Source organism: Paenarthrobacter nitroguajacolicus (genome assembly GCF_031455195.1).
GTDB lineage: Bacteria > Actinomycetota > Actinomycetes > Actinomycetales > Micrococcaceae > Arthrobacter > Arthrobacter nitroguajacolicus_D.
This window is the reverse complement of sequence record NZ_JAVDSH010000002.1, coordinates 492,211-511,885: the sequence shown is the minus strand read 5'-3', so window position 1 is coordinate 511,885 and position 19,675 is coordinate 492,211. Positions and strand designations below refer to the sequence as shown.

Annotated in this window: 16 protein-coding genes; 14 read left to right on the top strand and 2 right to left on the bottom strand. The window is 65.0% G+C overall.

Features of this window, described 5'->3' with window-relative positions; genetic code table 11:
• Nucleotides 1-132 precede the first annotated feature (132 nt).
• The 10 genes from J2Y68_RS06105 to J2Y68_RS06060 all read left to right on the top strand — a co-directional run bounded on the left by J2Y68_RS06105 (nucleotide 133) and on the right by J2Y68_RS06060 (nucleotide 11,214).
• Nucleotides 133-2,760 (top strand): GMC oxidoreductase, encoded by a 2,628-nt coding sequence (locus tag J2Y68_RS06105; RefSeq protein ID WP_309991037.1) that lies wholly within the window; start codon nucleotides 133-135, stop codon nucleotides 2,758-2,760.
• Nucleotides 2,757-4,817 carry a hypothetical protein gene (locus J2Y68_RS06100; RefSeq protein ID WP_309991035.1) on the top strand — a complete coding sequence of 687 codons (2,061 nt, stop codon included), beginning with the start codon at nucleotides 2,757-2,759 and terminating at the stop codon, nucleotides 4,815-4,817. Before J2Y68_RS06105 ends, J2Y68_RS06100 begins: the two co-directional genes overlap by 4 nt.
• Nucleotides 4,814-5,887, top strand: coding sequence for an alpha/beta hydrolase (locus tag J2Y68_RS06095; protein WP_309991033.1), 1,074 nt, complete (start codon nucleotides 4,814-4,816; stop codon nucleotides 5,885-5,887). Before J2Y68_RS06100 ends, J2Y68_RS06095 begins: the two co-directional genes overlap by 4 nt.
• Nucleotides 5,884-6,849, top strand: a complete 966-nt coding sequence (locus J2Y68_RS06090) for an acetoacetate decarboxylase family protein (protein WP_309991030.1) — start codon at nucleotides 5,884-5,886, stop codon at nucleotides 6,847-6,849. Before J2Y68_RS06095 ends, J2Y68_RS06090 begins: the two co-directional genes overlap by 4 nt.
• Nucleotides 6,846-7,328 carry a hypothetical protein gene (locus J2Y68_RS06085; RefSeq protein ID WP_309991028.1) on the top strand — a complete coding sequence of 161 codons (483 nt, stop codon included), beginning with the start codon at nucleotides 6,846-6,848 and terminating at the stop codon, nucleotides 7,326-7,328. Before J2Y68_RS06090 ends, J2Y68_RS06085 begins: the two co-directional genes overlap by 4 nt.
• Complete coding sequence (locus J2Y68_RS06080) at nucleotides 7,325-7,786, top strand: hypothetical protein (protein ID WP_309991026.1); 462 nt, start codon at nucleotides 7,325-7,327, stop codon at nucleotides 7,784-7,786. Before J2Y68_RS06085 ends, J2Y68_RS06080 begins: the two co-directional genes overlap by 4 nt.
• The gene (locus tag J2Y68_RS06075) at nucleotides 7,783-9,126 is read left to right on the top strand and encodes a patatin-like phospholipase family protein (RefSeq protein ID WP_309991022.1); all 1,344 of its coding nucleotides are present in this window, start codon (nucleotides 7,783-7,785) and stop codon (nucleotides 9,124-9,126) included. The genes J2Y68_RS06080 and J2Y68_RS06075 overlap by 4 nt, the downstream gene beginning before the upstream one ends.
• Nucleotides 9,127-9,287: 161 nt before the next feature.
• Nucleotides 9,288-10,160 (top strand): FAD-dependent oxidoreductase, encoded by an 873-nt coding sequence (locus J2Y68_RS06070; protein WP_309991019.1) that lies wholly within the window; start codon nucleotides 9,288-9,290, stop codon nucleotides 10,158-10,160.
• Between the two features lie 82 nt (nucleotides 10,161-10,242).
• Entirely contained in the window at nucleotides 10,243-10,935 is a 693-nt protein-coding gene (gene deoC / locus J2Y68_RS06065; protein ID WP_309991016.1) for a deoxyribose-phosphate aldolase, read from the top strand.
• Between the two features lie 51 nt (nucleotides 10,936-10,986).
• Complete coding sequence (locus tag J2Y68_RS06060; RefSeq protein WP_211713208.1) at nucleotides 10,987-11,214, top strand: hypothetical protein; 228 nt, start codon at nucleotides 10,987-10,989, stop codon at nucleotides 11,212-11,214.
• A 105-nt stretch (nucleotides 11,215-11,319) separates the two neighbouring features.
• Here the strand turns inward: J2Y68_RS06060 and J2Y68_RS06055 are convergent, their stop codons facing one another.
• Nucleotides 11,320-12,129: a metal-dependent hydrolase gene (locus J2Y68_RS06055; protein ID WP_309991013.1), complete on the bottom strand. Its 810-nt coding sequence runs from the start codon at nucleotides 12,127-12,129 to the stop codon at nucleotides 11,320-11,322.
• 4 nt (nucleotides 12,130-12,133) lie between these two features.
• Nucleotides 12,134-15,766: a transcription-repair coupling factor gene (gene mfd / locus J2Y68_RS06050; protein WP_309991010.1), complete on the bottom strand. Its 3,633-nt coding sequence runs from the start codon at nucleotides 15,764-15,766 to the stop codon at nucleotides 12,134-12,136.
• 41 nt (nucleotides 15,767-15,807) lie between these two features.
• Between mfd and J2Y68_RS06045 the strand changes: the two genes are divergently transcribed.
• The 4 genes from J2Y68_RS06045 to nhaA all read left to right on the top strand — a co-directional run bounded on the left by J2Y68_RS06045 (nucleotide 15,808) and on the right by nhaA (nucleotide 19,664).
• On the top strand, nucleotides 15,808-17,415 hold the full coding sequence (locus tag J2Y68_RS06045) for an SDR family oxidoreductase (protein WP_309991007.1): 1,608 nt from the start codon (nucleotides 15,808-15,810) through the stop codon (nucleotides 17,413-17,415).
• A 48-nt stretch (nucleotides 17,416-17,463) separates the two neighbouring features.
• On the top strand, nucleotides 17,464-17,961 hold the full coding sequence (locus J2Y68_RS06040) for a DUF2505 domain-containing protein (protein WP_211713204.1): 498 nt from the start codon (nucleotides 17,464-17,466) through the stop codon (nucleotides 17,959-17,961).
• Nucleotide 17,962: 1 nt separating this feature from the next.
• Complete coding sequence (locus J2Y68_RS06035) at nucleotides 17,963-18,184, top strand: SCO4848 family membrane protein (RefSeq protein WP_211713203.1); 222 nt, start codon at nucleotides 17,963-17,965, stop codon at nucleotides 18,182-18,184.
• A 169-nt stretch (nucleotides 18,185-18,353) separates the two neighbouring features.
• On the top strand, nucleotides 18,354-19,664 hold the full coding sequence (gene nhaA, locus J2Y68_RS06030) for a Na+/H+ antiporter NhaA (RefSeq protein WP_309991003.1): 1,311 nt from the start codon (nucleotides 18,354-18,356) through the stop codon (nucleotides 19,662-19,664).
• Nucleotides 19,665-19,675 lie beyond the last annotated feature (11 nt).

Sequence of the window (19,675 nt, the reverse complement as noted above, 5' to 3'; positions counted from 1 at the left end):
TTACTCCACCTCATTTACAGAACCCTTGCCCGGTGGGAACATAAGGCCCATAGTCCGCGGAGGCATCGCCCGGCCACACCCGGCGACCCCCACCCGCGACGCAGCGAAAGCTCTCCCTCGAGAGGAACGGCCATGGGTCGTCTGGGAACCGGAAACGGCGGAGATACGGGTTCTGAGCCCGCTACTGCTCCGGTACGCCACACTTCGAACGGTATTGAGAAAGTTGATGCCGTGGTGGTCGGTTCCGGATTCGGCGGTTCCGTAGCCGCCCTCCGGCTGGCCGAGGCGGGCCAATCCGTGGTGCTCATGGAGCGCGGCAAGCCTTATCCGCCAGGCAGTTTCGCGCGCTCGCCGTCTGAGATGGGCCGGAACTTCTGGGATCCGGACCGCGGCCTATACGGCCTCTTCGATGCCTGGACGTTCCGCGGCACTGAGGGGCTTGTATCCAGCGGGCTCGGCGGCGGTTCGCTGATCTACGCCAATGTCCTTCTGCGCAAGGACGAGAAGTGGTTCGTCAACGAGTCCCCCATCCCCGGTGGCGGCTACGAGAACTGGCCCTTCACGCGGGCAGACCTGGACCCCTACTATGACGCCGCCGAAGCCATGCTCCAGCCGGTCCCCTACCCTTACCGGGACACGGCCAAGACCATGGCCATGGAAAAGTCTGCCGCCAACCTGGGCCTCTCCATCACCAGGCCACCCATTGCGGTGACGTTCGCGGCAGGACCGGGGCAGGAACCAGCCACCAACCGGGCGCTTCCCCTGCCCGCATACGGCAGCATCCATGGCCCAAACACGGTCAGGACCACATGCACGCTCAGCGGCGAATGCGACATCGGCTGCAACGCCGGTGCCAAGAACACCCTGGACCACAATTACGTCTCCGCCGCCGCCTTCAAAGGAGCCGATGTCCGCACTTTCCATGACGTCCGCGGCATCCGGCCCCTGGATCAGGGCGGCTATGAGGTCCGTTACGTGGTCCACCAGCCCGATCGCCAGGGCGAACTTCTCACCGAGCGCATCATCCACTGCCGCCGGCTCCTCCTCGGTGCAGGAACGTTTGGCACCAACTTCCTCCTGCTCCGCAACCGTGGCTCCCTCCCCGCCCTCAGCGACGCCATGGGGACCCGGTTCAGCGGTAACGGCGACCTCCTGACGTTCATCATGGCCGCGAAGACCCCGGCCACCAACGGCGGACGGCCGGGAGTCCGCACGTTGACCGGCAGCAAAGGTCCCGTGATCACCACGGCGATCAGGGTTCCGGATTCGAACGACGACGACGGCGACGGCCGCGGCTACTACGTTGAGGACGCCGGGTATCCGGCCTTCATGAACTGGCTCATCGAAACCGCGCAGTTGCGAACCACCATCAAACGCACCGCAAAAGTTGCTGGGCAGCTGTTCAAGGACAGGCTGTTCGACGCCGGCCGCTCCAACGTCTCAGCCGACCTCGCCGCAGCCCTGGGCGACGGACACTTGTCCTCCAGTTCGGTTCCGCTGCTCGGCATGGGCCGGGACATTCCCGACGGCGTCATGACACTTCGCGACGGACGCCTCGCCATCGCGTGGACCATGGCAACCTCGCAGGAATACTTCGGCCGGGTCCGCAGGACCATGGAATTGATCGCCAAGGACCTCGATGGCGACTTCGTTGACAACCCGCTCTGGTGGGTCAAACGCGTCATCACCGTCCACCCCATCGGTGGTGCTCCGGCCGGACGGCATCCGGGCGAAGCGGTTTGCGACCCTTACGGGGAGGTCTTCGGCTACCCGGGGTTGTTCGTGGTGGATGGGTCCGCGATGCCTGGCCCCGTGGGCGCGAATCCGTCGCTGACCATTGCCGCCTTCGCGGAACGCACGTGTGCGCGCATCAACGAACAAAACGAACAAGCGGACAGGGCGGGCCGTGGCGGCATCAACCCCGGCGACGCCGCAGGCGCACAGCGGGAGGCGGCTGGCGCCGTCGTCGACGTCGGTTCCGTGGCACCGCGCGCCCTGGCGCCGGACGCAACCAAAGGCAAGGCCGCGCCACCAGAGCAGCCCGCGAGCGCTTCCCCGGAAACGGCGAGCCGCAGCCTGGGTGCCCCGGAAAATGCCACATCCAGCAGCAAGGCGACATCCGTGCGTTTCACCGAACAGATGCACGGTTGGTTCAGTCCGGGCGTGACGGATCCGGAACGGGGCCGGAGCCTGGGCCGGGATCGCAGCCGGAAGATCATGTTCGAACTGACCATTATCGCGGAGGACATCGACGCGTTCGTCGCAGATCCTGCCCATCCTGCCAAGGCCGAGGGCTACGTGCTGGCCGACTACTTTGGCGGCCGGATGCCTGTGGAACGTGGCTGGTTCAACCTGTTCGTGAAGGACAAGTCCGACGACGGCGTGCCGGCCAGGCGCATGCTGTACAGGCTGTGGCTCCGCGACCCTGGCGGCACGCCATTCACCTTCACCGGTCACAAGCTGATCCATCACGAAACAGGGCTCGACGTCTGGCCGGACACCACCACCCTCTACGCGACCATCCTGCGCGGACACGTGCCTCCGGGGGCCGCAGAACCCGATCCCGATGGCGTGGCAGGCGCGGGGATCCTCTACATCCGACCCCTGGACTTCGCAAGGCAGCTCACCACGTTCCGTGCCGAGGGCCCGTCTCCGGCGGCGGGGTTGCTGGCTTTCGGAACGTTGTTCGGCGGCGAGCTGTGGCAGGTCTACGGCCGTTCCCTGGCTCGCGTCCCGTTCCCCCTCAAGCCGAAGCGATGAAAAGCCGGGAGCTCGCGCAACACCACGCAGTCCTGGGCTTCACTCCCCAGGAGGCGGTTCGTTGGCTCTCACCCATGTCTTTGGCGAGGACTGCGCTGAAGGTCATGGCGGCCACCGTCTTTGCCGACTTCGGGGACAAGCGTGAGCTGGAGGGAGGTTTCCCGGCCGATCCCCTGCGCCTGGACAAACTCCCGGTGCCGGGCCAACCAGCGCAGCCATCCGTCAGCAGCAGGGGCCTTCCATTACCGGGCGAGTTGCCGGGCGAGCTACCGGGCGAGCCAAGGGAAACCGTCCCAGCAGCGACGGACATGTGGCTCGACTACACGGCGGATCTCGGCGATGGGTTCGATGCCACCTACACGGTGGCGTCCCTGCTGGCCCAAGACTCCCTGAGCGTAAACGGCCGTGAACTCCCCCGCGGCAGGGTGCTGGTCCTCGGCGGGGACGAGGTCTATCCGGTGGCGTCCCCGGCAGCGTACGAGAACCGGATGACCGGCCCGTACCGGATGGCGTTTCCGAAGCGAAAGGTTGCGTTGCGAGGCCCGCAGAGCACGGTAAGCGGCCAAGATAGCCTGCAGAGCGGGCCTCACAGCGAGACCCCGATCATGCTCGCCCTGCCCGGGAACCACGACTGGTACGACGGCCTCACCTCCTTTATCCGGACGTTCACCCGGCAAAGAAGCATCGGCAGGTGGCGGACCATCCAGACGCGAAGCTACTTCGCGGTCCGGCTCTCGGGCGAACCACCCGGCCGCGACGGCAAAGGCACGCCGGGCTGGTGGCTCCTGGGATTGGACAGCCAACTGGGGCAGTACATCGACGAGCCCCAACTGGACTACTTCTACCGGAACGTCACACTCCAACTGCAGCGCGGTGATGCGATCATCCTGTGCGTCGCTTCGCCCTTCTGGGTCAAAGCCGCCGAACCCGGGCTCAACGCCTTCCGGCAGGTCAACTTCTTCGAACAGGACTACCTTCGCCGCCGTTTCGACCCCGAAACTCAGACGTTTCAACCCACCGGCGCCAGTGTCCGGCTGTGGCTCACCGGCGACCTGCACCACTACGCACGGTACGAACAGCGAGGACCCGGCGAACCCCGGAACCTCCCCGCGGATCCCACCAGGACCCAATTGGTTACGTGCGGCCTGGGTGGGGCCTACCTTTCCGACGCCCACTGGCTCCCCGACGATCTGATCCTCCCAGCACCGTCCAACCTTCCCGGGGAGCCCACCGTTCCCAGGGAGTCCAACCTTCCCGAACAGTCCACCGGCGGACGCGACACCACCACAACGCCCCGACGATTCGCTCGGATGCCCGCGGTCTATCCCGGCCCCGCCGATTCCCGGCAATTGGGTCGCCGCCTCGCGAACCCCCTCTCCCCGTTCTGGCTACCGGTCCGCAACCCCGGGTTCGGGCCTTCCCTAGGCCTGGTGCACATCGCGGCGGCCCTGACCCTGTGGACTGTCTTCAGCGCATTCCGCGGCGAATCGTTCGTTGACAGTTTGCGCAGCCTCAGGGAGGGGAACACTGCCCTGCTGGTGGTCTGGGTGGTGCTGGCCATGCCGCTCCTGCTGGCCGTCGTAGCCCTCACCGCCCGCGCACTGGGCCTTGCAACATCCGGCCTTGTCGTCTTTGCCCGGGGTGCGCTCTACCAGCTGTCCGCGCTCGCGGTCAGTGCCGTCGTCGTGATCCTGGTTCCTTGGCCGGACTGGCCGGATGTCGTCATCCTGCTCCTCGCGGTCACGCTGGCGTACCTGGGCGGGTGGGCTGTTGGCAGCGAAGCTTTCGCCCTGTTTATCCTGGCGACCCCCGCCGGGGAAGTGTCGTCGTGGAAGATGTCCGGGCAGTCCATTGAGGACCACAAGGGGTTCCTCCGCATGCATCTGACCCCCGACGGCGACCTCACCATCTACCCCCTCATGGTGGACACGGTCAGCCGGGACTGGCACCTGGCAACCAACGACGACGGCGCGCGGCTGGTTCCAGCCAACGGCCTGCCAACCGTTCGGCTGCTTGAACAACCCATCACCATCGCACGGAAGGGAAGCACCCCATGATCATCACCCGTGCCGAGCACAGGACCGAGGTCATCCCGATCCGTGCCCGGGACAACACACCGCTCAGCCTGGTCCACGTCACGTCCCCGGCGGAGGCCACGAAAGGACCGGTGATCCTGGTCCACGGCTCCGGCGTCCGTGCGGAGCTGTTCCGGCCGCCAGTCAGGACCACGATCGTCGATGCCCTCCTTGAGGACGGGTGGGATGTGTGGATGCTGAATTGGCGGGCTTCGATCGACCTTGATCCCCTGTCCTGGACGCTTGCCGACGCCGCCGTGTACGACCATCCCGCCGCCGTCGAGCATGTCCTGGCCGCTACCGGTGCGGAGACCACGAAGGCCGTGATCCACTGCCAGGGGTCCACCTCCTTCACCATGTCCGCAGTGGCAGGCCTGCTGCCCCAAGTGGACACCATCGTTTCCAACGCTGTTTCCCTGCACCCAGTGGTCCCCGCATTTTCGAGACTGAAGATCGACTACCTGACGCCGCTGGTTAAGGTCTTCACCCCGTACCTTTCACCCGCGTGGGGCTACAAGTCACAGGGCTACTTCACCCGGGCCATCCGCGGCCTGGTCAAAGCCACCCACCACGAATGCGACAACACCATCTGCAAAATGGTCAGCTTCACCTACGGCAGCGGCCGTCCTGCCCTGTGGTCCCATGAAAACCTCGACGACGCCACCCACCAATGGCTGAGCGGCGAGTTCGCCGAGGTCCCCGTGACGTTCTTCGAGGAAATGGGCCGCAGCATCAAAGCCGGGCACCTGGTGGCCGCCGGCAACCATCCGGAACTTCCACCCAACCTGGTAGCCGAAGCCCCCCAAACCGACGCGAGATTTGCTTTCATCGCAGGCCTGGACAACCTGTGCTTCCTCCCCGAAAGCCAGCAACGCACCTATGCGTTCTTCCAACAGCACCGTCCAGGCAAAGACTCCCTCCACCTCATCCCCGGCTACGGCCATTTGGACGTCTTCTTTGGCGACCACGCCTGGCAGGACACCTTTCCGGTCATCCTCCAGGAGCTGAACGGAACACAGACAACCAGTACAGCCCAGGAGCCAAGGTCATGAAATCCCTTACCGAGCTGGTCACGCCGTTGCTCAAGCTCATGCCATCGCCGGTCCCCCGCAGGCAGGAGCGGCTCCGTGGACAGCATGCCTACGCCGATGGCATCAAGTACGTGATGCCGGTCAATTCAGACGACTCCCCCGTCCTCATGGCCGCCTTTCCCATCGACAAGCGGGCCGCAGCGGCCGCACTCCCAGGTTCCGAAATGCGGCCCTTCAGCCTTGGCGGCAAAGGACTGCTGGTGGTCACTGTGGTCAACTACAAATCCACGGACATCGGGAAGTACATCGAATACTCCCTGGCAATCGCCATCACCCACGGGAGCCGGCCCGCACCGCCCATCCTTCCCCTGCTGTTCCAGAAGACCTTCAAACTGGGCCAGTTCGTGGTGGACCTGCCCGTGAGTACCGAAGTGTCAGTCAAGGGTGGCAAGGGAATCTGGGGCATGCCCAAGCATCAGGCGAACCTGGACTTCGTGGTCACCGACTCCACGGTGTCGGCGCAGTACGACAAGGACGGCCAACTGGGCTGCTACATCGAAATCGAACGGCCCCGCCCCCCAGAGGCAAGCCCGCTGCCGCTCAAACTGGCTGCTTCCAACTACTGCGTCTTCCGGAACATGCTCTGGAAATCGGACATCTATTTCGAAGCCTCGGGAGACATCGCACTCGGAGCGCAGGCCAAGGCCCGACTCATCCTCGGTGACGCGCCCGGCGTCGAACCCCTCAAGAACCTGCACGTGGGGAGCAAACCGGTGTTCACCGCCTGGCTGCCCGAGGCCCACGGAGTCCTGGATGACCACTTCGAAGCTTGGTTCCTTACCGCTCCCACCGAAGCCGGAGCCTCAACGCTGAAAGGCGGAGACATGATGGACAGCGTGGCGGACCTTGGCCAAAGCCAGGAGTGGCTTGCCCCGCCGGACCGGAGCCGGATTTCCGGCGCTCCCGCAGGAAACACCCCATGAACTGGTTACTCCTCCTCAACGCCCTCTATTTCCTCTTCGGCGCCACCATGTACGTGGGCACCATGTGGGTCCTGAAATTCTTCCTCTACCCCACTTGGCACGGACTGGCACGCGACAACGTGGACATGCACTTCGGCATCCCCACGCGGGCCGCCACCAAGTTCTTCACCGTGGTGGTGCCCATCATGTTCATCTCCGGCGGCATCCTGGTGTGGTCCGAGTGGGGCACCATCCGGGTCATCCCAGCAATCATCTGCCTGCTGGGAATCATCGTCCTGACCTGGGTAGGGCAAGGGATCATCATTCCCATCAACATCCGGATCCGTGGCGGCGACTTCGCTGACGACGCCGAACTCCGCGCCCTGCTTAAACGCTGGATGATGCTCAACGACATCCGCTTCTATGTCTCCACCCTGACCTGGGCCTCTATGGTGTGGTTGCTGGTGGACCGTGGCCGCCTGCTGGAATCCTTCGCATGACCGCGAACCAGCACGCTTCCCGGAAACCCCACCCTCCCGGGACGTTGGCGTGGGCCGCAGCCGATCCGCTGAGGGCTGTCCTGGCCGCGATCGCCATCATCACCATCCTGACGGGCGCCATCCAGGTCCCGTTCGGCGGCCCGGTCCTCCAAATCATCGGCGCCGACTCCACGCGCGGAACCCGGCAGCTCTTCGGCACAGTGGGGATGTTCATGGTGGTAGTAGGTGGGCTTCTCCTCCACACCCTGCTCAACGCGGTCCCCGCACCCGAAGTGGTGCTCTGGTCCGGGGTTCAGAAGGCCGGGGCCTTCGGGGCGGTCGGTATTGGCGTGCTCAATGGCGTCTTCGCACCGCTCGCACTGCTGGTCACCTTCTTCGACCTCGCGACGGCGGTACTGCTGTTCATCTACTGGCGCCGTATCCCGGCGCCGCCGCTGGATGCCCGGCCCGCCCGATGAAACGCTCACTGGTCCTCGCCGGAGGGGGGATGCGTGTGGCGTGGCAAGCCGGAGTGATGAAAGCCCTCGCCGAAGAGGGCCTGGAATTCCAGCATGTCGATGGCACCTCCGGCGGGATCCTCACTGCCGGGATGCTGCTCTCCGGGGTCCCGCCCGAGGAACTGTGCACCCGATGGTCCGGAGTGGACGTCAAGGACTTCGGCTCCGCGCTACCGACGGGTGACTACCTGAAAGGACCCTGGTCCCTTCCCGCCATCGGGGATGCCGACGGCATCCTCAACAAAGTCTTCCCTGCCCTGGGGATCAACGACGCCACCATCCGGGCACGCGCAGCGGAACCGGACGCCGTCGAGGGTTCCTTCAACGTCGTGGAATTCACCGGAAAACAGTGCCACGCCATCGACGCAACAGCCATCGACGCCCAACTGATGGCTGCTGGGATGTCCTTGCCCATCTTCCTGGCTCCCCTGCGCCGGGACGGGCAGGTCTGGACCGACGCTGTCTGGGTCAGGGACGCCAACGTGGCCGAAGCCCTGAGGCGCGGCGCCGATGAGGTGTGGCTGATCTGGTGCATCGGCAACTCGCCCTATTGGGGTGATGGGCCGTTGGAGCAGTACGTGCACATGATCGAAATGAGCGCCATGGGCGCGTTGCTGGCGGATTTTGAGGCCGCCAAAGCTGCTGGACGCGAATTCGTGCTGCACGTGGTCCGGCCCGAACATCCGCTCCCCCTTGACCCAGAGTTCTACCTGGGCCGGATTGACGCGGACACCCTGGTGGGCATGGGTTACCGCGATGCCCGTAACTACCTTGCCACTATGGACCCCGCAGGACTGCCCAAGGATTCCACCTGCACGGCCATGACCGAGCCTGCGCCGGGGGTGCGCTTCAACGACACCCTCCGCGGCGAACTGGACGGCTCGTCGCTGACGTTCCGGGCTGCCGTGGTGCTGCCATCGGTCCGGGGACATGCGGCGCCCCAGCTCACCGGCTACCTTGAACATGCACGGTTCGGTCGCGCGTTCCTGGCGGAAGGGCAGGTGGAGACCCACGGCGACGACGTCAGCTACCGGGCACGGATCAGGCTCGACGGCGGGTGGCAGGACTTGTCGGTGACGCGGACCCTGCGGGACGACCCCGGACCGGACGCCTGGGCCGACTCCCGGCGGGCCCGGATTGAAGTGGGCGGGTTGGCTGCCGATCTGACAATGAGCCTGCCCGATGCTGCCGGGCTCCTGGCATCGGTTGAACCAGTCGGCGCCCACGGATTCGTTGACCGGGCCGATGCAGTGGCGGGCTTCGCCAGGAACGGCTTCCGTGAACTCTTGCGACGTTACTGACCCGGACCCGAAACCCGATGTGACGCACGTTATTACCGGCTGGTAAACAACACGCTACGGATCAGCCAAAGATGGCAACAGCGGGGAAACACCCGCGAAAAACCGGACGCCTACGCTGATGATCAACAGCACCAAGCAGGTCATCAGCGAAAGGGCCAAACATGTCCGCCACCCCGTCCGCAGCATCCCTCCACATCGTCATCGCAGGCGCAGGCCCAGCAGCCCAGGCTTTGGTGCGGCGGCTGGCAGGCACGGCCGATACCAGGCAGCAGCGTCCCTTCGGCGGCACCATCACCGTGCTCAGCAACCGCGACGACTGCCCGGACGCGCTCCTCGAACTGGCAGAACTTCCCCAGGTCTCCGTGCGGTTCGGGCAGGCCGCCAGCTTCATCGACCCGGACGCCAAAGTTGTGACCACGGTGGACGGCATGGACTTCTCCTACGACCAGTTGGTCATTGCGACCGGATCCGCCCCGGCCCTCCCACCCGTCGCCGGCTCCGAAGCCAGCCTCAGCTACTCCACCATCGATGACGCCGCCAACATCGGCGAAGCCGTCCACGATGTCGCCCGGATCGTTGGGCGCCGCCCGCTTGGAATCCTCGTGGGCAACGGTCCTGCTGCCGGCCAGGCAGAGGCTGTGCTCCGGGCCCGTGGAGTCCGTCCCGTCCGCACCACCCTCCGCCCGGCCGCCGTCGTGCGTTCCATCGCCGGTTCCCCCTTGCCCGCAACCGGCATCGTGTTCGAGGACGGCAGCAGCATGAACGGAGACCTTGTGGTCCTGGCCGAGGAGCGTACGGCCCGCAACGACCTCGCCGAGAGCGCCGGGCTCCTGATTGGGTCCGACGGCGGCATCGCGGTGGGCCGCGACCTCGCCACCTCCGTCCCGGGCATCTGGGCAATTGGCGATGCAGCGTCCTGCGACGGCCTCCGCTTGGGGCTTCTCCTTTCCGCCGAATCCTCCGCGATGCTGTGCGCATCCGGCATGTTGCTCGGAGTGGTGACCAGCGATCAGTTGGCCCCGTTGGCGGCCTAGCTCTTGTGGCAAGATGGTCCTTTGACGGGCAGTGACAACCCTGCGGCCACCGGGCCGGCCACGCCCTGCACGGAAGGATCCCATGAGCAACGAAGCCGCCACCCCGGCACACATCGCCTCCTACATCGACCACACCCTGTTGAAGCCCGAGGCCAGCGAGGCGGACATCCTCAAAGTGTGCGCCGAAGCCGTCGAATACAAGTTCAAATCGGTGTGCGTGAATCCCCTTTGGGTCAAGACCGTCGCCAAAGCCCTCAAGGGCTCAGGCGTCCTGACATGCTCCGTGGTCGGCTTCCCGATGGGCGCCACGCCGAGCGACGTCAAGGCATTCGAGGCCCGCGGCGCCGTTCTTGATGGGGCCGACGAAATCGACATGGTGATCAACATGGCTGCTGCGCGCGCTGCAGACAAGGGCGCCCTGGTGGACGACATCCGGACAGTCGCGGAAACCGTGCACGCCGGTGAAGCAATCCTCAAGGTCATCATCGAGACCTCCATGCTGGACGACGAGCAGAAGGTCATCGCCTGCGAGGCCGCCGTCGAAGCTGGCGCGGACTTCGTCAAGACCTCCACCGGGTTCAACGGTGGCGGAGCCACTGCCGAAGACGTCGCCCTGATGCGCAAGACAGTCGGACCGGAGCTGGGCGTCAAAGCCTCTGGCGGAGTGCGGTCGCTGGCCGATGCACAGGCTATGATTGCAGCTGGTGCAACACGTATCGGAGCGAGTTCCGGAATTGCAATCGTCAAGGGTGAACAAGGTTCATCAGCCTACTGAGGCTTCCCGACCGCCAGAGATTTTGAGCCCTGCGGGGCCGAGGAGGAACGAATGTCCAAGAACGCAACCAGCGCCCCCATCGAGCGTGAGAACAACCTGGGCCAGAGCATTGTCCTGTTCCTGGTGATGATTGTGCTCTTCCTGGGCGCTATCTACTCGCTGTCCTTCCTCAGCCTCGAAAACCCGTGGCCGATGGCTGTCTGCCTGGGCCTTTTCGCCCTCGCCTTCTGGATCCCGCAGACCATCCTGGGCCGCTCGGATTCCGCTGGCGAAAGCTAAACCCCCTACTTCCCAAGAATGGCCCGGGCATCTGCCCGGGCCATTCTTGTCTGGCGGCCCTGGCGGCCCTGGCCGCGCATCGCCTCGCAGAAAAGGTTTGTCCTCTCAGGGCATCGGCAGGACGCCTCCAAACGCCGCGAGCATGCCGGGCCAGTGCTCTTGAGCCAGGGTCCAGGCCGCTACGCCCATCCCCACCATGGCATAGCCGCTCACCGGAATCAGCACAAGCCATTCCCTCCGCGAACCGGCCCGGCCCAGCAGGGGAATCGAAAACGCGCCGTTGGCCCGCCAAATTCCGCTGACCAGGGATCTCCGCAGGAATTTGGGAGGCTTGATCACTATCGGCCACAAGAGCGGTACGCCTCCCACGGTGATCATGTCGCCCACAATGTGGATCACGACGCCGGTGAGCATGGAGAGCGGCAACCATCCCCACTGGTCCGGCGCAAACCAGGTCACCAAGCCCGCCATCGCCACAGCGAAAAGCCAGTTGGTTATCCAGCCGGATTTGGGAAACAGGTTCAAGGCCTTCGCCGCGAGGTTAATCATGAACATGCACAGCAACCCGGCGCCGATCGAGAGTTTTCCCACGGGTGTCACCATCTGGAACTGCGCCGCCATCGCCGCGAGGACCACGAACGCCGAAGCACCAAGCAGCGAATGGGTCCCCTGCCGGTGCCCGCCGCTGGCCTTTTCGATCCCCACCGCGATCACATTGGACAGCGGTGGCAGCGAATTCGCGATGGTGCTGTGCCGGTGGTCCCAGTCGCACACAAGCGCAGTTCCCGCCGTCGCCATGGCTCCAATGAGGATTCCTGTGGAATCGAGCGGGTACCAGCCCAGGGCGTAAGGGCCGGTCGAGGCAATAGCTATCCACGCCGCGGCTCCTGACGCGGCGTGGTGTCCTCCCATCATCCGGTTAGCCTGCCTTAACGGGCACGTCGGTGAAGATCGCTTCGATGACTGTATTGGCCCATTGCAGGATGTCGGCGTCCTGGAGGTCCCGCCCGCCGATCCTGGCCGTCTTCGGCTTCGGAATGAGCACGGCGTCCAGTGCAGGCTTGACCTGCGAACCTGGGTACATCCGGTTCAGGCGCATCGTCTTGGACTCAGGCAGTTGCGCCGGCGAGAAGCGGATGAAGTTTCCCTGGAGCGCGACGTCGGACAGCCCGGCTTCGCGGGCGCCGACGCGGAAGCGGGCCACGGCAATGAGGTTTTGGACAGGCAACGGAGGCTCGCCGTACCGGTCAACGAGCTCAGCCAGGACCTCATCGATGGCTTCGTAAGTGATGGCCGAAGCCAGCTTGCGGTAGGCCTCCAGGCGCAGCCTTTCGCCGGGCACGTAGTCGTGCGGCAGGTGGGCGTTGACCGGCAGCTCGATCTTCATCTCGGCGGCCTTCTCTTCGGCCTCGCCGCGGTACTCGGCCACAGCCTCGCCCACCAGGCGGATGTAGAGGTCGAAGCCCACCCCTTGGATGTGGCCTGATTGCTCGCCGCCGAGCAGGTTGCCGGCCCCGCGGATTTCGAGGTCCTTCATGGCCAACTGCATGCCCGCACCGAGCTCGTTGTGCGCCGCCACGGCTTTCAGGCGCTCCAAGGCAACCTCGCCCAGCGGCTTCTCCGAAGGGTAGAGGAAATAGGCGTAGGCACGTTCGCGGCCACGGCCAACACGGCCACGCAGCTGGTGCAGCTGCGAGAGGCCGTACTTGTCCGCGCCATCAACAATCAGGGTGTTCGCGTTGGAGATGTCCAGGCCGGTCTCGATGATGGTGGTGCAGACCAGTACGTCGAACCGTTTCTCCCAGAAGTCCACGATGATCTTCTCGAGGCGGCTTTCGGACATTTGGCCGTGCGCCACTTCCACGCGGGCTTCCGGTACCAGCTCGCGGATCTGGGCAGCGATCCGCTCGATCGAGGACACCCGGTTGTGGACGAAGAACACCTGTCCTTCGCGCATGAGTTCACGGCGGATGGCGGCGGAGGTCTGCTTGTTGGTGTACGGACCAACATATGTCAGCACCGGGTGCCGCTCTTCGGGCGGGGTGGCAAGGGTGGAGGTTTCCCGGATGCCTGTCAGCGACATTTCCAGGGTTCGTGGGATGGGGGTGGCACTCATGGCAAGGACATCCACGTTGGTGCGCATTTTCTTGAGCGCTTCCTTGTGCTCCACCCCGAAACGCTGTTCTTCGTCCACGATCACCAGGCCCAGGTCCTTGAACTCGAAGTCCTTGGACAGGAGACGGTGGGTGCCGATCACCACGTCCACGGCACCGCTCTTGACCCCCTCCGCCGTTTCCTTGGCTTCCTTGGTGCTCTGGAAACGGGACAGCGGCTTCACGCGCAACGGGAAACCCGAGAAGCGTTCAGTGAACGTTTCGTAGTGCTGCTGGGCCAGGAGCGTGGTGGGCACCAGAACGGCAACCTGCTTGCCGTCCTGCACCGCTTTGAATGCAGCACGGACGGCGATCTCGGTCTTGCCGTAGCCCACGTCGCCGGAAACCAGCCGGTCCATGGGGATCTCCCGTTCCATGTCGGCCTTGACCTCGTTGATGGTAGTCAGCTGGTCCGGCGTTTCGACGTACGGGAAAGCTTCTTCGAGTTCGCGTTGCCATGGAGTGTCCGGGGCAAAGGCATGCCCGCGTGATGCCATGCGGGCAGAGTACAACCGGATCAGCTCGCCGGCGATTTCCTTGACGGCCTTGCGGGCCTTGGATTTGGTGCTCGCCCAGTCAGCACCGCCCATCTTGCTCAGTGCCGGCGCATCGCCGCCGACGTAGCGGGTCACCTGGTCCAGCTGGTCGGTGGGAACGAAGAGCCGGTCGCCCGGGGCGCCGCGCTTGGACGGTGCGTACTCGAGCACCAAATACTCGCGAAGCCCGGCGTCGGAGGAAGACGTGCCAACCACCTTGCGCTGGATCAGCTCCACGAACCGGCCAATGCCGTGCTGCTCGTGCACCACGAAATCGCCCGCATGAAGCTGCAGCGGGTCCACTGCGTTCCGTCGCTTGGAGGGCATGCGCCGCATGTCCTTGGTGGAACCCGCGGTGGCGCGCCCCAGCAGGTCGGCTTCGGTCAGCAAGCCCAGTTTCAGGCCGTCAAGGACAAAGCCACGTCCGACGGCGGCCGTGGTCACCTCGATGATGCCCGGCTGGGGTTCCTTGTCCAGGGAGTCCACGCGGGAGCAGGGAATTTCGGCGTCGTGGAACAGCTCGGCGAGGCGCTGGGCGGGGCCGGGGCCATCGGTGACCACCACAACACGCCACTGCTCGCGGACACGTGAGCCGATGAACTCCAGCATTTCGGCCACGTCACCCTGGTACCCGCGTGGTTCGCGGGCACGCATGTTGAGTACGTCAATATCCAGGACCAGGTCCTCGTCCGACGCCAGCGAGGTGATGGACCACCAGGACACGCCATGTGCAAGGGCCGCCGAGCGGGTGTCGGTCAGGGACCGGAAACTGGCAGCGTGCAGGTCGGTGGAGGCCTGGGAGGACAGGTCAAGGGGGGCCGCACCGCCGTCGGACGCCGTTGACCAAGCAGCTTCCAGGAACTCTTCGTTGGTAGCCGCGAGGTCGTGCGCGCGGGTGCGCACCTTCTCCGGTTCGATGACTACCGACAGGGAACCTGCCGGTAGCTGGTCCACAAACGGGACCATGGCGTCCACCAGCACGGGAGCCAGGGATTCCATACCCTCCACCGCGATGCCACCGGCGATCTTCTCCAGCATGTCGGCCGCGGCGGGCATGTCCGCTTTGAGCTTGGCGGCCCTGGACATCACCGAGGGCGTAATGAGGATCTCCCGGCACGGCGGGGCATGGAGTTCCGTTGGGTGGTGGATGCCAGGCGCGGACAGCGAGCGCTGGTCGGCCACGGCGAACCACCGCATCTGGTCTACTTCGTCGCCGAAGAACTCCACCCGGATGGGGTGGTCCTCTGTGGGCGGGAAAACGTCAATGATGCCGCCGCGGACGGCGAACTCGCCCCGGTGCGTCACCATATCCACCCGGGCATAGGCGGCATCGGAAAGTGCCCGGACCACCTCGGTGAAGGAGCGATCCTGCCCCACCTGCAGCGTCACGGGCACCAGGTCACCCAGGCCGGCCACGATGGGCTGGACCACGGCGCGGACCGGGGCAACCACTACACGCAACGGGGCCGCCGTCGAGGTTTCGGGGTGGGTCAGGCGGCGCAGGACCGAGAGGCGCCGGCCCACGGTGTCCGATCGCGGCGAAAGCCGCTCGTGCGGGAGGGTCTCCCAGCTGGGGAAGGTGGCCACCGTTTCGACGGGAAGGTAGGAACCGAGCGCTGCGGTGAGGTCTTCGGCTTCGCGGCCCGTCGCGGTGACGGCGAGTACCACCGGAGCGCCGGCGCCATCGGCAGCAGTCTGGGCCAGGGCATCGGCCATTTCGGCGAGGAGGACCGCACGCATGCCGGTAGGCGCGCTGATCTGGTAGTCGCTGTTGCGCTCGGAAAAGTCCCGCTGCGCCTCCGTTCGCACGCGCGCAAAAGTCTTGTCCTCCGCCAGTGCGCGGCGCAGACCGTTGAGGCTCATGGCAGAAACTCCTAGGGTGGGTCCAAGGGCAGGCAACACAAATGCCCGGAAATTCACATGAACGCCGGGTCATTCCAGCCTACCTCCTACCCCCAGCCCCAGGAGTTCCTTTGCAGCCTTCCGAATCCACCCATTCGAACACTCCGGAGAACACCAGGACGGTCCTGGTGACCGGTGCTACCGGCTACATTGGCGGCCGCCTTGTCCCCCGGCTCCTCCAAGCGGGCCACCGGGTCAAAGTCCTGGTCCGTACGCCGCAAAAGATCGCGGACGTGCCTTGGCATGACGACGTCGAAATCATCGAGAACAGCCTGTCCGACGCCGAGGGACTCACCGAGGCTTTGAGCGGCGTCGACGTCCTGTATTACCTGGTGCATTCCATGGCCTCGGGCAGCGATTTCGAAGCCAAGGAAGAAGCCATGGCGCGGCTCGTCGCAGGAGCAGCCGCGGAGGCTGGCGTGGACAGGATCGTGTACTTGGGCGGCCTGCACCCGGAGAGCACGGAACTTTCAACCCACATGCGTTCGCGGGAGACCGTGGGCAAGGTGTTCCTCGAATCCCCGGTCAATGCGATCGTGTTCCAGGCCGGTGTGGTGATCGGTTCGGGGTCCGCCTCCTTTGAAATGATCCGGCACCTCGCCGACACCCTGCCTGTCATGCCCGCACCAAGCTGGGTCAACAACCGCATCGAAGCCATAGCGGTCCGGGATGTCCTGCATTACCTGGTAGCGGCCGCCGCCCTCCCGGAGCACCTGAACCGTTCCTTCGACATCGGTTCGCGCGATGTCCTGAAGTACAAGGAGATGATGAACGAGTACGCCGTGGAACGCGGGCTCCCCCGCCGTCTGGTCATCGCGCTCCCTGTTCCAGCACCCAAGCTTGCCGGGCTGTGGGTTGCGCTGGTAACCCCCATTCCGCTGTCCATGTCCCTGCCGTTGGTGCAGTCGCTGCAGCATGACGCAGTGTCCCGGGAGCACGACGTCGACCATTACATTCCGCAGCCCGACGGCGGACTGACGCCTTACCGGCGTGCCGTCGCTTTGGCGCTGGGGAAGGAAAGGGACGGGCAGGTGGAGACCACCTGGGCCAATGCGGGTATCGACGCGGACCCGTTGCCGAGCGACCCCAACTGGGCCGGTTACAAAGTATTCCTGGACGAGCGGACGTTCCACAGCGAAGCCAAACCGGAACACGTATGGACCATCATTGAGGGCATCGGCGGCAAGAACGGCTGGTACTCGCTGCCCTTGGCGTGGCGCGTCCGCGGTTGGCTGGACAAGCTGCAGGGCGGGGCCGGGCTGCTACGTGGCCGACGGCACCCGAAAACACTGAACACAGGCGAGGTGGTGGATTGGTGGCGCGTCGAAGCCATCGACCGCGGGCATTTGCTCCGCCTGCGGGCTGAAATGCGAGCTCCGGGCGGCGCCTGGCTGGAGTTGGGCGTGGAACCCGACGGCGACGGCAGTCTCTACAAGCAGCGCGCCATCTTCTTCCCCCGCGGTTTGGCGGGCCGGCTGTACTGGCTGGGTGTATACCCGTTCCACGGGTTCATCTTCCCGTCCATGGCCCGCAACATTTCGGCGGCCGCAACAACGCTCCAGGACGCCGGGCAGGAGCAGGGTTCAGGGGTGTCCACCCAGACCCCGTAGGATGTTTGGGAGCTAAGAAGCTTCACCAACACCATCCACGGAGGACCCATGGCCCTGAGTGCATCCACCACCCTGCCGCACAGTGTCGACCGCGTAGCGGCCGTATTCATCGACGAGGATTTCCTGCGCCACACCAGTGAACTGGTTGGCGGCTCCCTGGAATCGTTCACCATCGAAGGCGACCCCGCAGGTGCGTTCAACACCACCACGGTCCGCACCCTGCCCACCACCCGCCTGCCGGACATTGCCCGCAAGTTCGTTGGCGAAACCCTGACGGTCACCCAGAAGGAACAGTGGGAAGCTCCTGCTGCTGACGGCTCACGCTCCAGCAACATCGCGCTGAAGATCTCCGGTGCTCCCCTTGACGTGACCGCCGTCCAGCGCCTGGTGGCCGACGGCACCAGCACGCGTATCGAACTCGATGGCACCGTGTCCTCTTCGGTGCCGTTCCTGGGTGGAAAGATCGCCGACGCAGCGGAGCCCATGGTGGGCAAGGCCCTGAACATCCAGTCGCAGCAGGCCCAGGCCTGGCTCGAAAGCCACTAGCGTGGAGATTCCGGCGATCCTGGCCGTTGTCTTGATCGTTGCCGGCGTCTGGTCCTTGGCTGTCTGGCCGCAGTTCCTGAAGCGCGTCATGAAGGACCCCCGCGCCCGGGACGCTGCCGGCAAGGCCACCAAGTTCCTCACGGTCCACGTCGTGCTGGTCACCATCTCCATGGTGCTTGGCCTCGCCACCGCGGCCATTGGCGTCGCAGGCCTGGTCGCCTAACGCCTCCCCCACCCAACTAGGGGACAGCACATGCTCCATTGAGTCCTCAGTGGAGCATTTGCTGTCCCCTAGTTGGGTAAGATGGATATTGGTGTGCCGGGAAGTCTGGTCGGCGGAGTCATTGTGCTCCCCTTTGACCGACTGATTCCCGCGAGTTAAGGAGCCCTTCGTGGCCCAGAAACCCCCCGCAGCCCCCCGGCAGCCCAGCAAAGTCTTTGCCCGGTCCAGTTACCCTGAGTACCGGCGCATCCTTTCCATCCTCCGCACCGAAACCGTCGGCGGCGCCCTGCTCCTGGCAGCCACAGTGGTTGCGCTCATCTGGGCGAACTCCCCCGCAGCGGACGGTTACTTCGCCCTCCGCGACTTTAAGATCGGCTTCGAACCCTGGCACCTTGAACTCAGCCTCGGCCACTGGGCCTCGGATGGACTGCTGGCCGTGTTCTTCTTCCTCGCCGGCCTTGAGCTGAAGCGCGAATTCGTTGCCGGTGAACTCCGCAAACCGGCCCGGGCAGTGGTCCCGGTGGCAGCAGCTGTCGGTGGCGTGTTGGTCCCGGCCCTGATCTATGTCCTCTTCAACCTCAGCAGCCCGGAAACCCTCCAGGGCTGGGCGATTCCCACAGCCACTGACATTGCGTTCGCCTTGGCCGTCCTTGCTGTGATCAACACGCACCTCCCCGCGGCGCTACGCACATTCCTGCTGACACTGGCCGTGGTGGACGACCTCATCGCCATCGGCATCATCGCGTTCTTCTACTCAACAGGACTTCAGCCGCTCATGCTGGTGGCGGCACTGGTGCCCCTTGGCCTGTTCGCGTTCCTCGTCCAGAAGCGGATCCGCAATTGGTACCTCCTGCTCCCTCTGGCTCTCGCCACCTGGGGCTTCGTCCACGCCTCCGGTATCCATGCCACTGTTGCCGGAGTCCTGCTGGGCTTCGCCGTTCCCGTCCTTGCCAGCGGAAAGAAGGGTGAACCCGCCGAAGGCTTGGCCGAGCACATCGAACACAAGCTCAGGCCCTTCTCCGCAGGATTCGCGGTGCCTGTCTTTGCGTTCTTCTCCGCTGGCGTAGCCCTGGGCGGACTCGACGGGATGGGTGCGGCGCTTAAGGACCCGGTTGCCCTGGGCATCGTGGCAGCCCTGGTGGTGGGCAAGGCCGTGGGCGTCTTCGGAACCACGTTCCTGGTCACCAAGACCACGCGCGCAAGCCTGGACTCGGGCATTGCGTGGATCGACCTCTTCGGGCTCGCTCTGCTCGCCGGGATCGGGTTTACCGTCTCGCTCCTGATCGGCGAGCTGAGTTTCGGTGCCGGATCCGCGCACAACGACCACGCCAAGGTGGCCATCCTGGCAGGTTCCCTGATCTCGGCGCTGCTGGCCGCCGTCGTCCTTAAGGCCCGCAACCGGCGGTACCGCCAGATCCAGTTGGACGAAGAACGGGACGACGACGGCGACGGCGTGCCTGACGTCTTCGCCCGCACCTGAGTGCGGGGCCG

What these genes read in the sequence shown, in the direction of transcription:
- J2Y68_RS06105 (WP_309991037.1), top strand. Translation starts at nt 133, where the DNA reads ATGGGTCGTCTGGGAACCGGAAACGGCGGAGATACGGGTTCTGAGCCC.
- J2Y68_RS06100 (WP_309991035.1), top strand. Translation starts at nt 2,757, where the DNA reads ATGAAAAGCCGGGAGCTCGCGCAACACCACGCAGTCCTGGGCTTCACT.
- J2Y68_RS06095 (WP_309991033.1), top strand. Translation starts at nt 4,814, where the DNA reads ATGATCATCACCCGTGCCGAGCACAGGACCGAGGTCATCCCGATCCGT.
- J2Y68_RS06090 (WP_309991030.1), top strand. Translation starts at nt 5,884, where the DNA reads ATGAAATCCCTTACCGAGCTGGTCACGCCGTTGCTCAAGCTCATGCCA.
- J2Y68_RS06085 (WP_309991028.1), top strand. Translation starts at nt 6,846, where the DNA reads ATGAACTGGTTACTCCTCCTCAACGCCCTCTATTTCCTCTTCGGCGCC.
- J2Y68_RS06080 (WP_309991026.1), top strand. Translation starts at nt 7,325, where the DNA reads ATGACCGCGAACCAGCACGCTTCCCGGAAACCCCACCCTCCCGGGACG.
- J2Y68_RS06075 (WP_309991022.1), top strand. Translation starts at nt 7,783, where the DNA reads ATGAAACGCTCACTGGTCCTCGCCGGAGGGGGGATGCGTGTGGCGTGG.
- J2Y68_RS06070 (WP_309991019.1), top strand. Translation starts at nt 9,288, where the DNA reads ATGTCCGCCACCCCGTCCGCAGCATCCCTCCACATCGTCATCGCAGGC.
- deoC (WP_309991016.1), top strand. Translation starts at nt 10,243, where the DNA reads ATGAGCAACGAAGCCGCCACCCCGGCACACATCGCCTCCTACATCGAC.
- J2Y68_RS06060 (WP_211713208.1), top strand. Translation starts at nt 10,987, where the DNA reads ATGTCCAAGAACGCAACCAGCGCCCCCATCGAGCGTGAGAACAACCTG.
- J2Y68_RS06055 (WP_309991013.1), bottom strand. Translation starts at nt 12,129, where the DNA reads ATGATGGGAGGACACCACGCCGCGTCAGGAGCCGCGGCGTGGATAGCT.
- mfd (WP_309991010.1), bottom strand. Translation starts at nt 15,766, where the DNA reads ATGAGCCTCAACGGTCTGCGCCGCGCACTGGCGGAGGACAAGACTTTT.
- J2Y68_RS06045 (WP_309991007.1), top strand. Translation starts at nt 15,808, where the DNA reads ATGCCCGGAAATTCACATGAACGCCGGGTCATTCCAGCCTACCTCCTA.
- J2Y68_RS06040 (WP_211713204.1), top strand. Translation starts at nt 17,464, where the DNA reads ATGGCCCTGAGTGCATCCACCACCCTGCCGCACAGTGTCGACCGCGTA.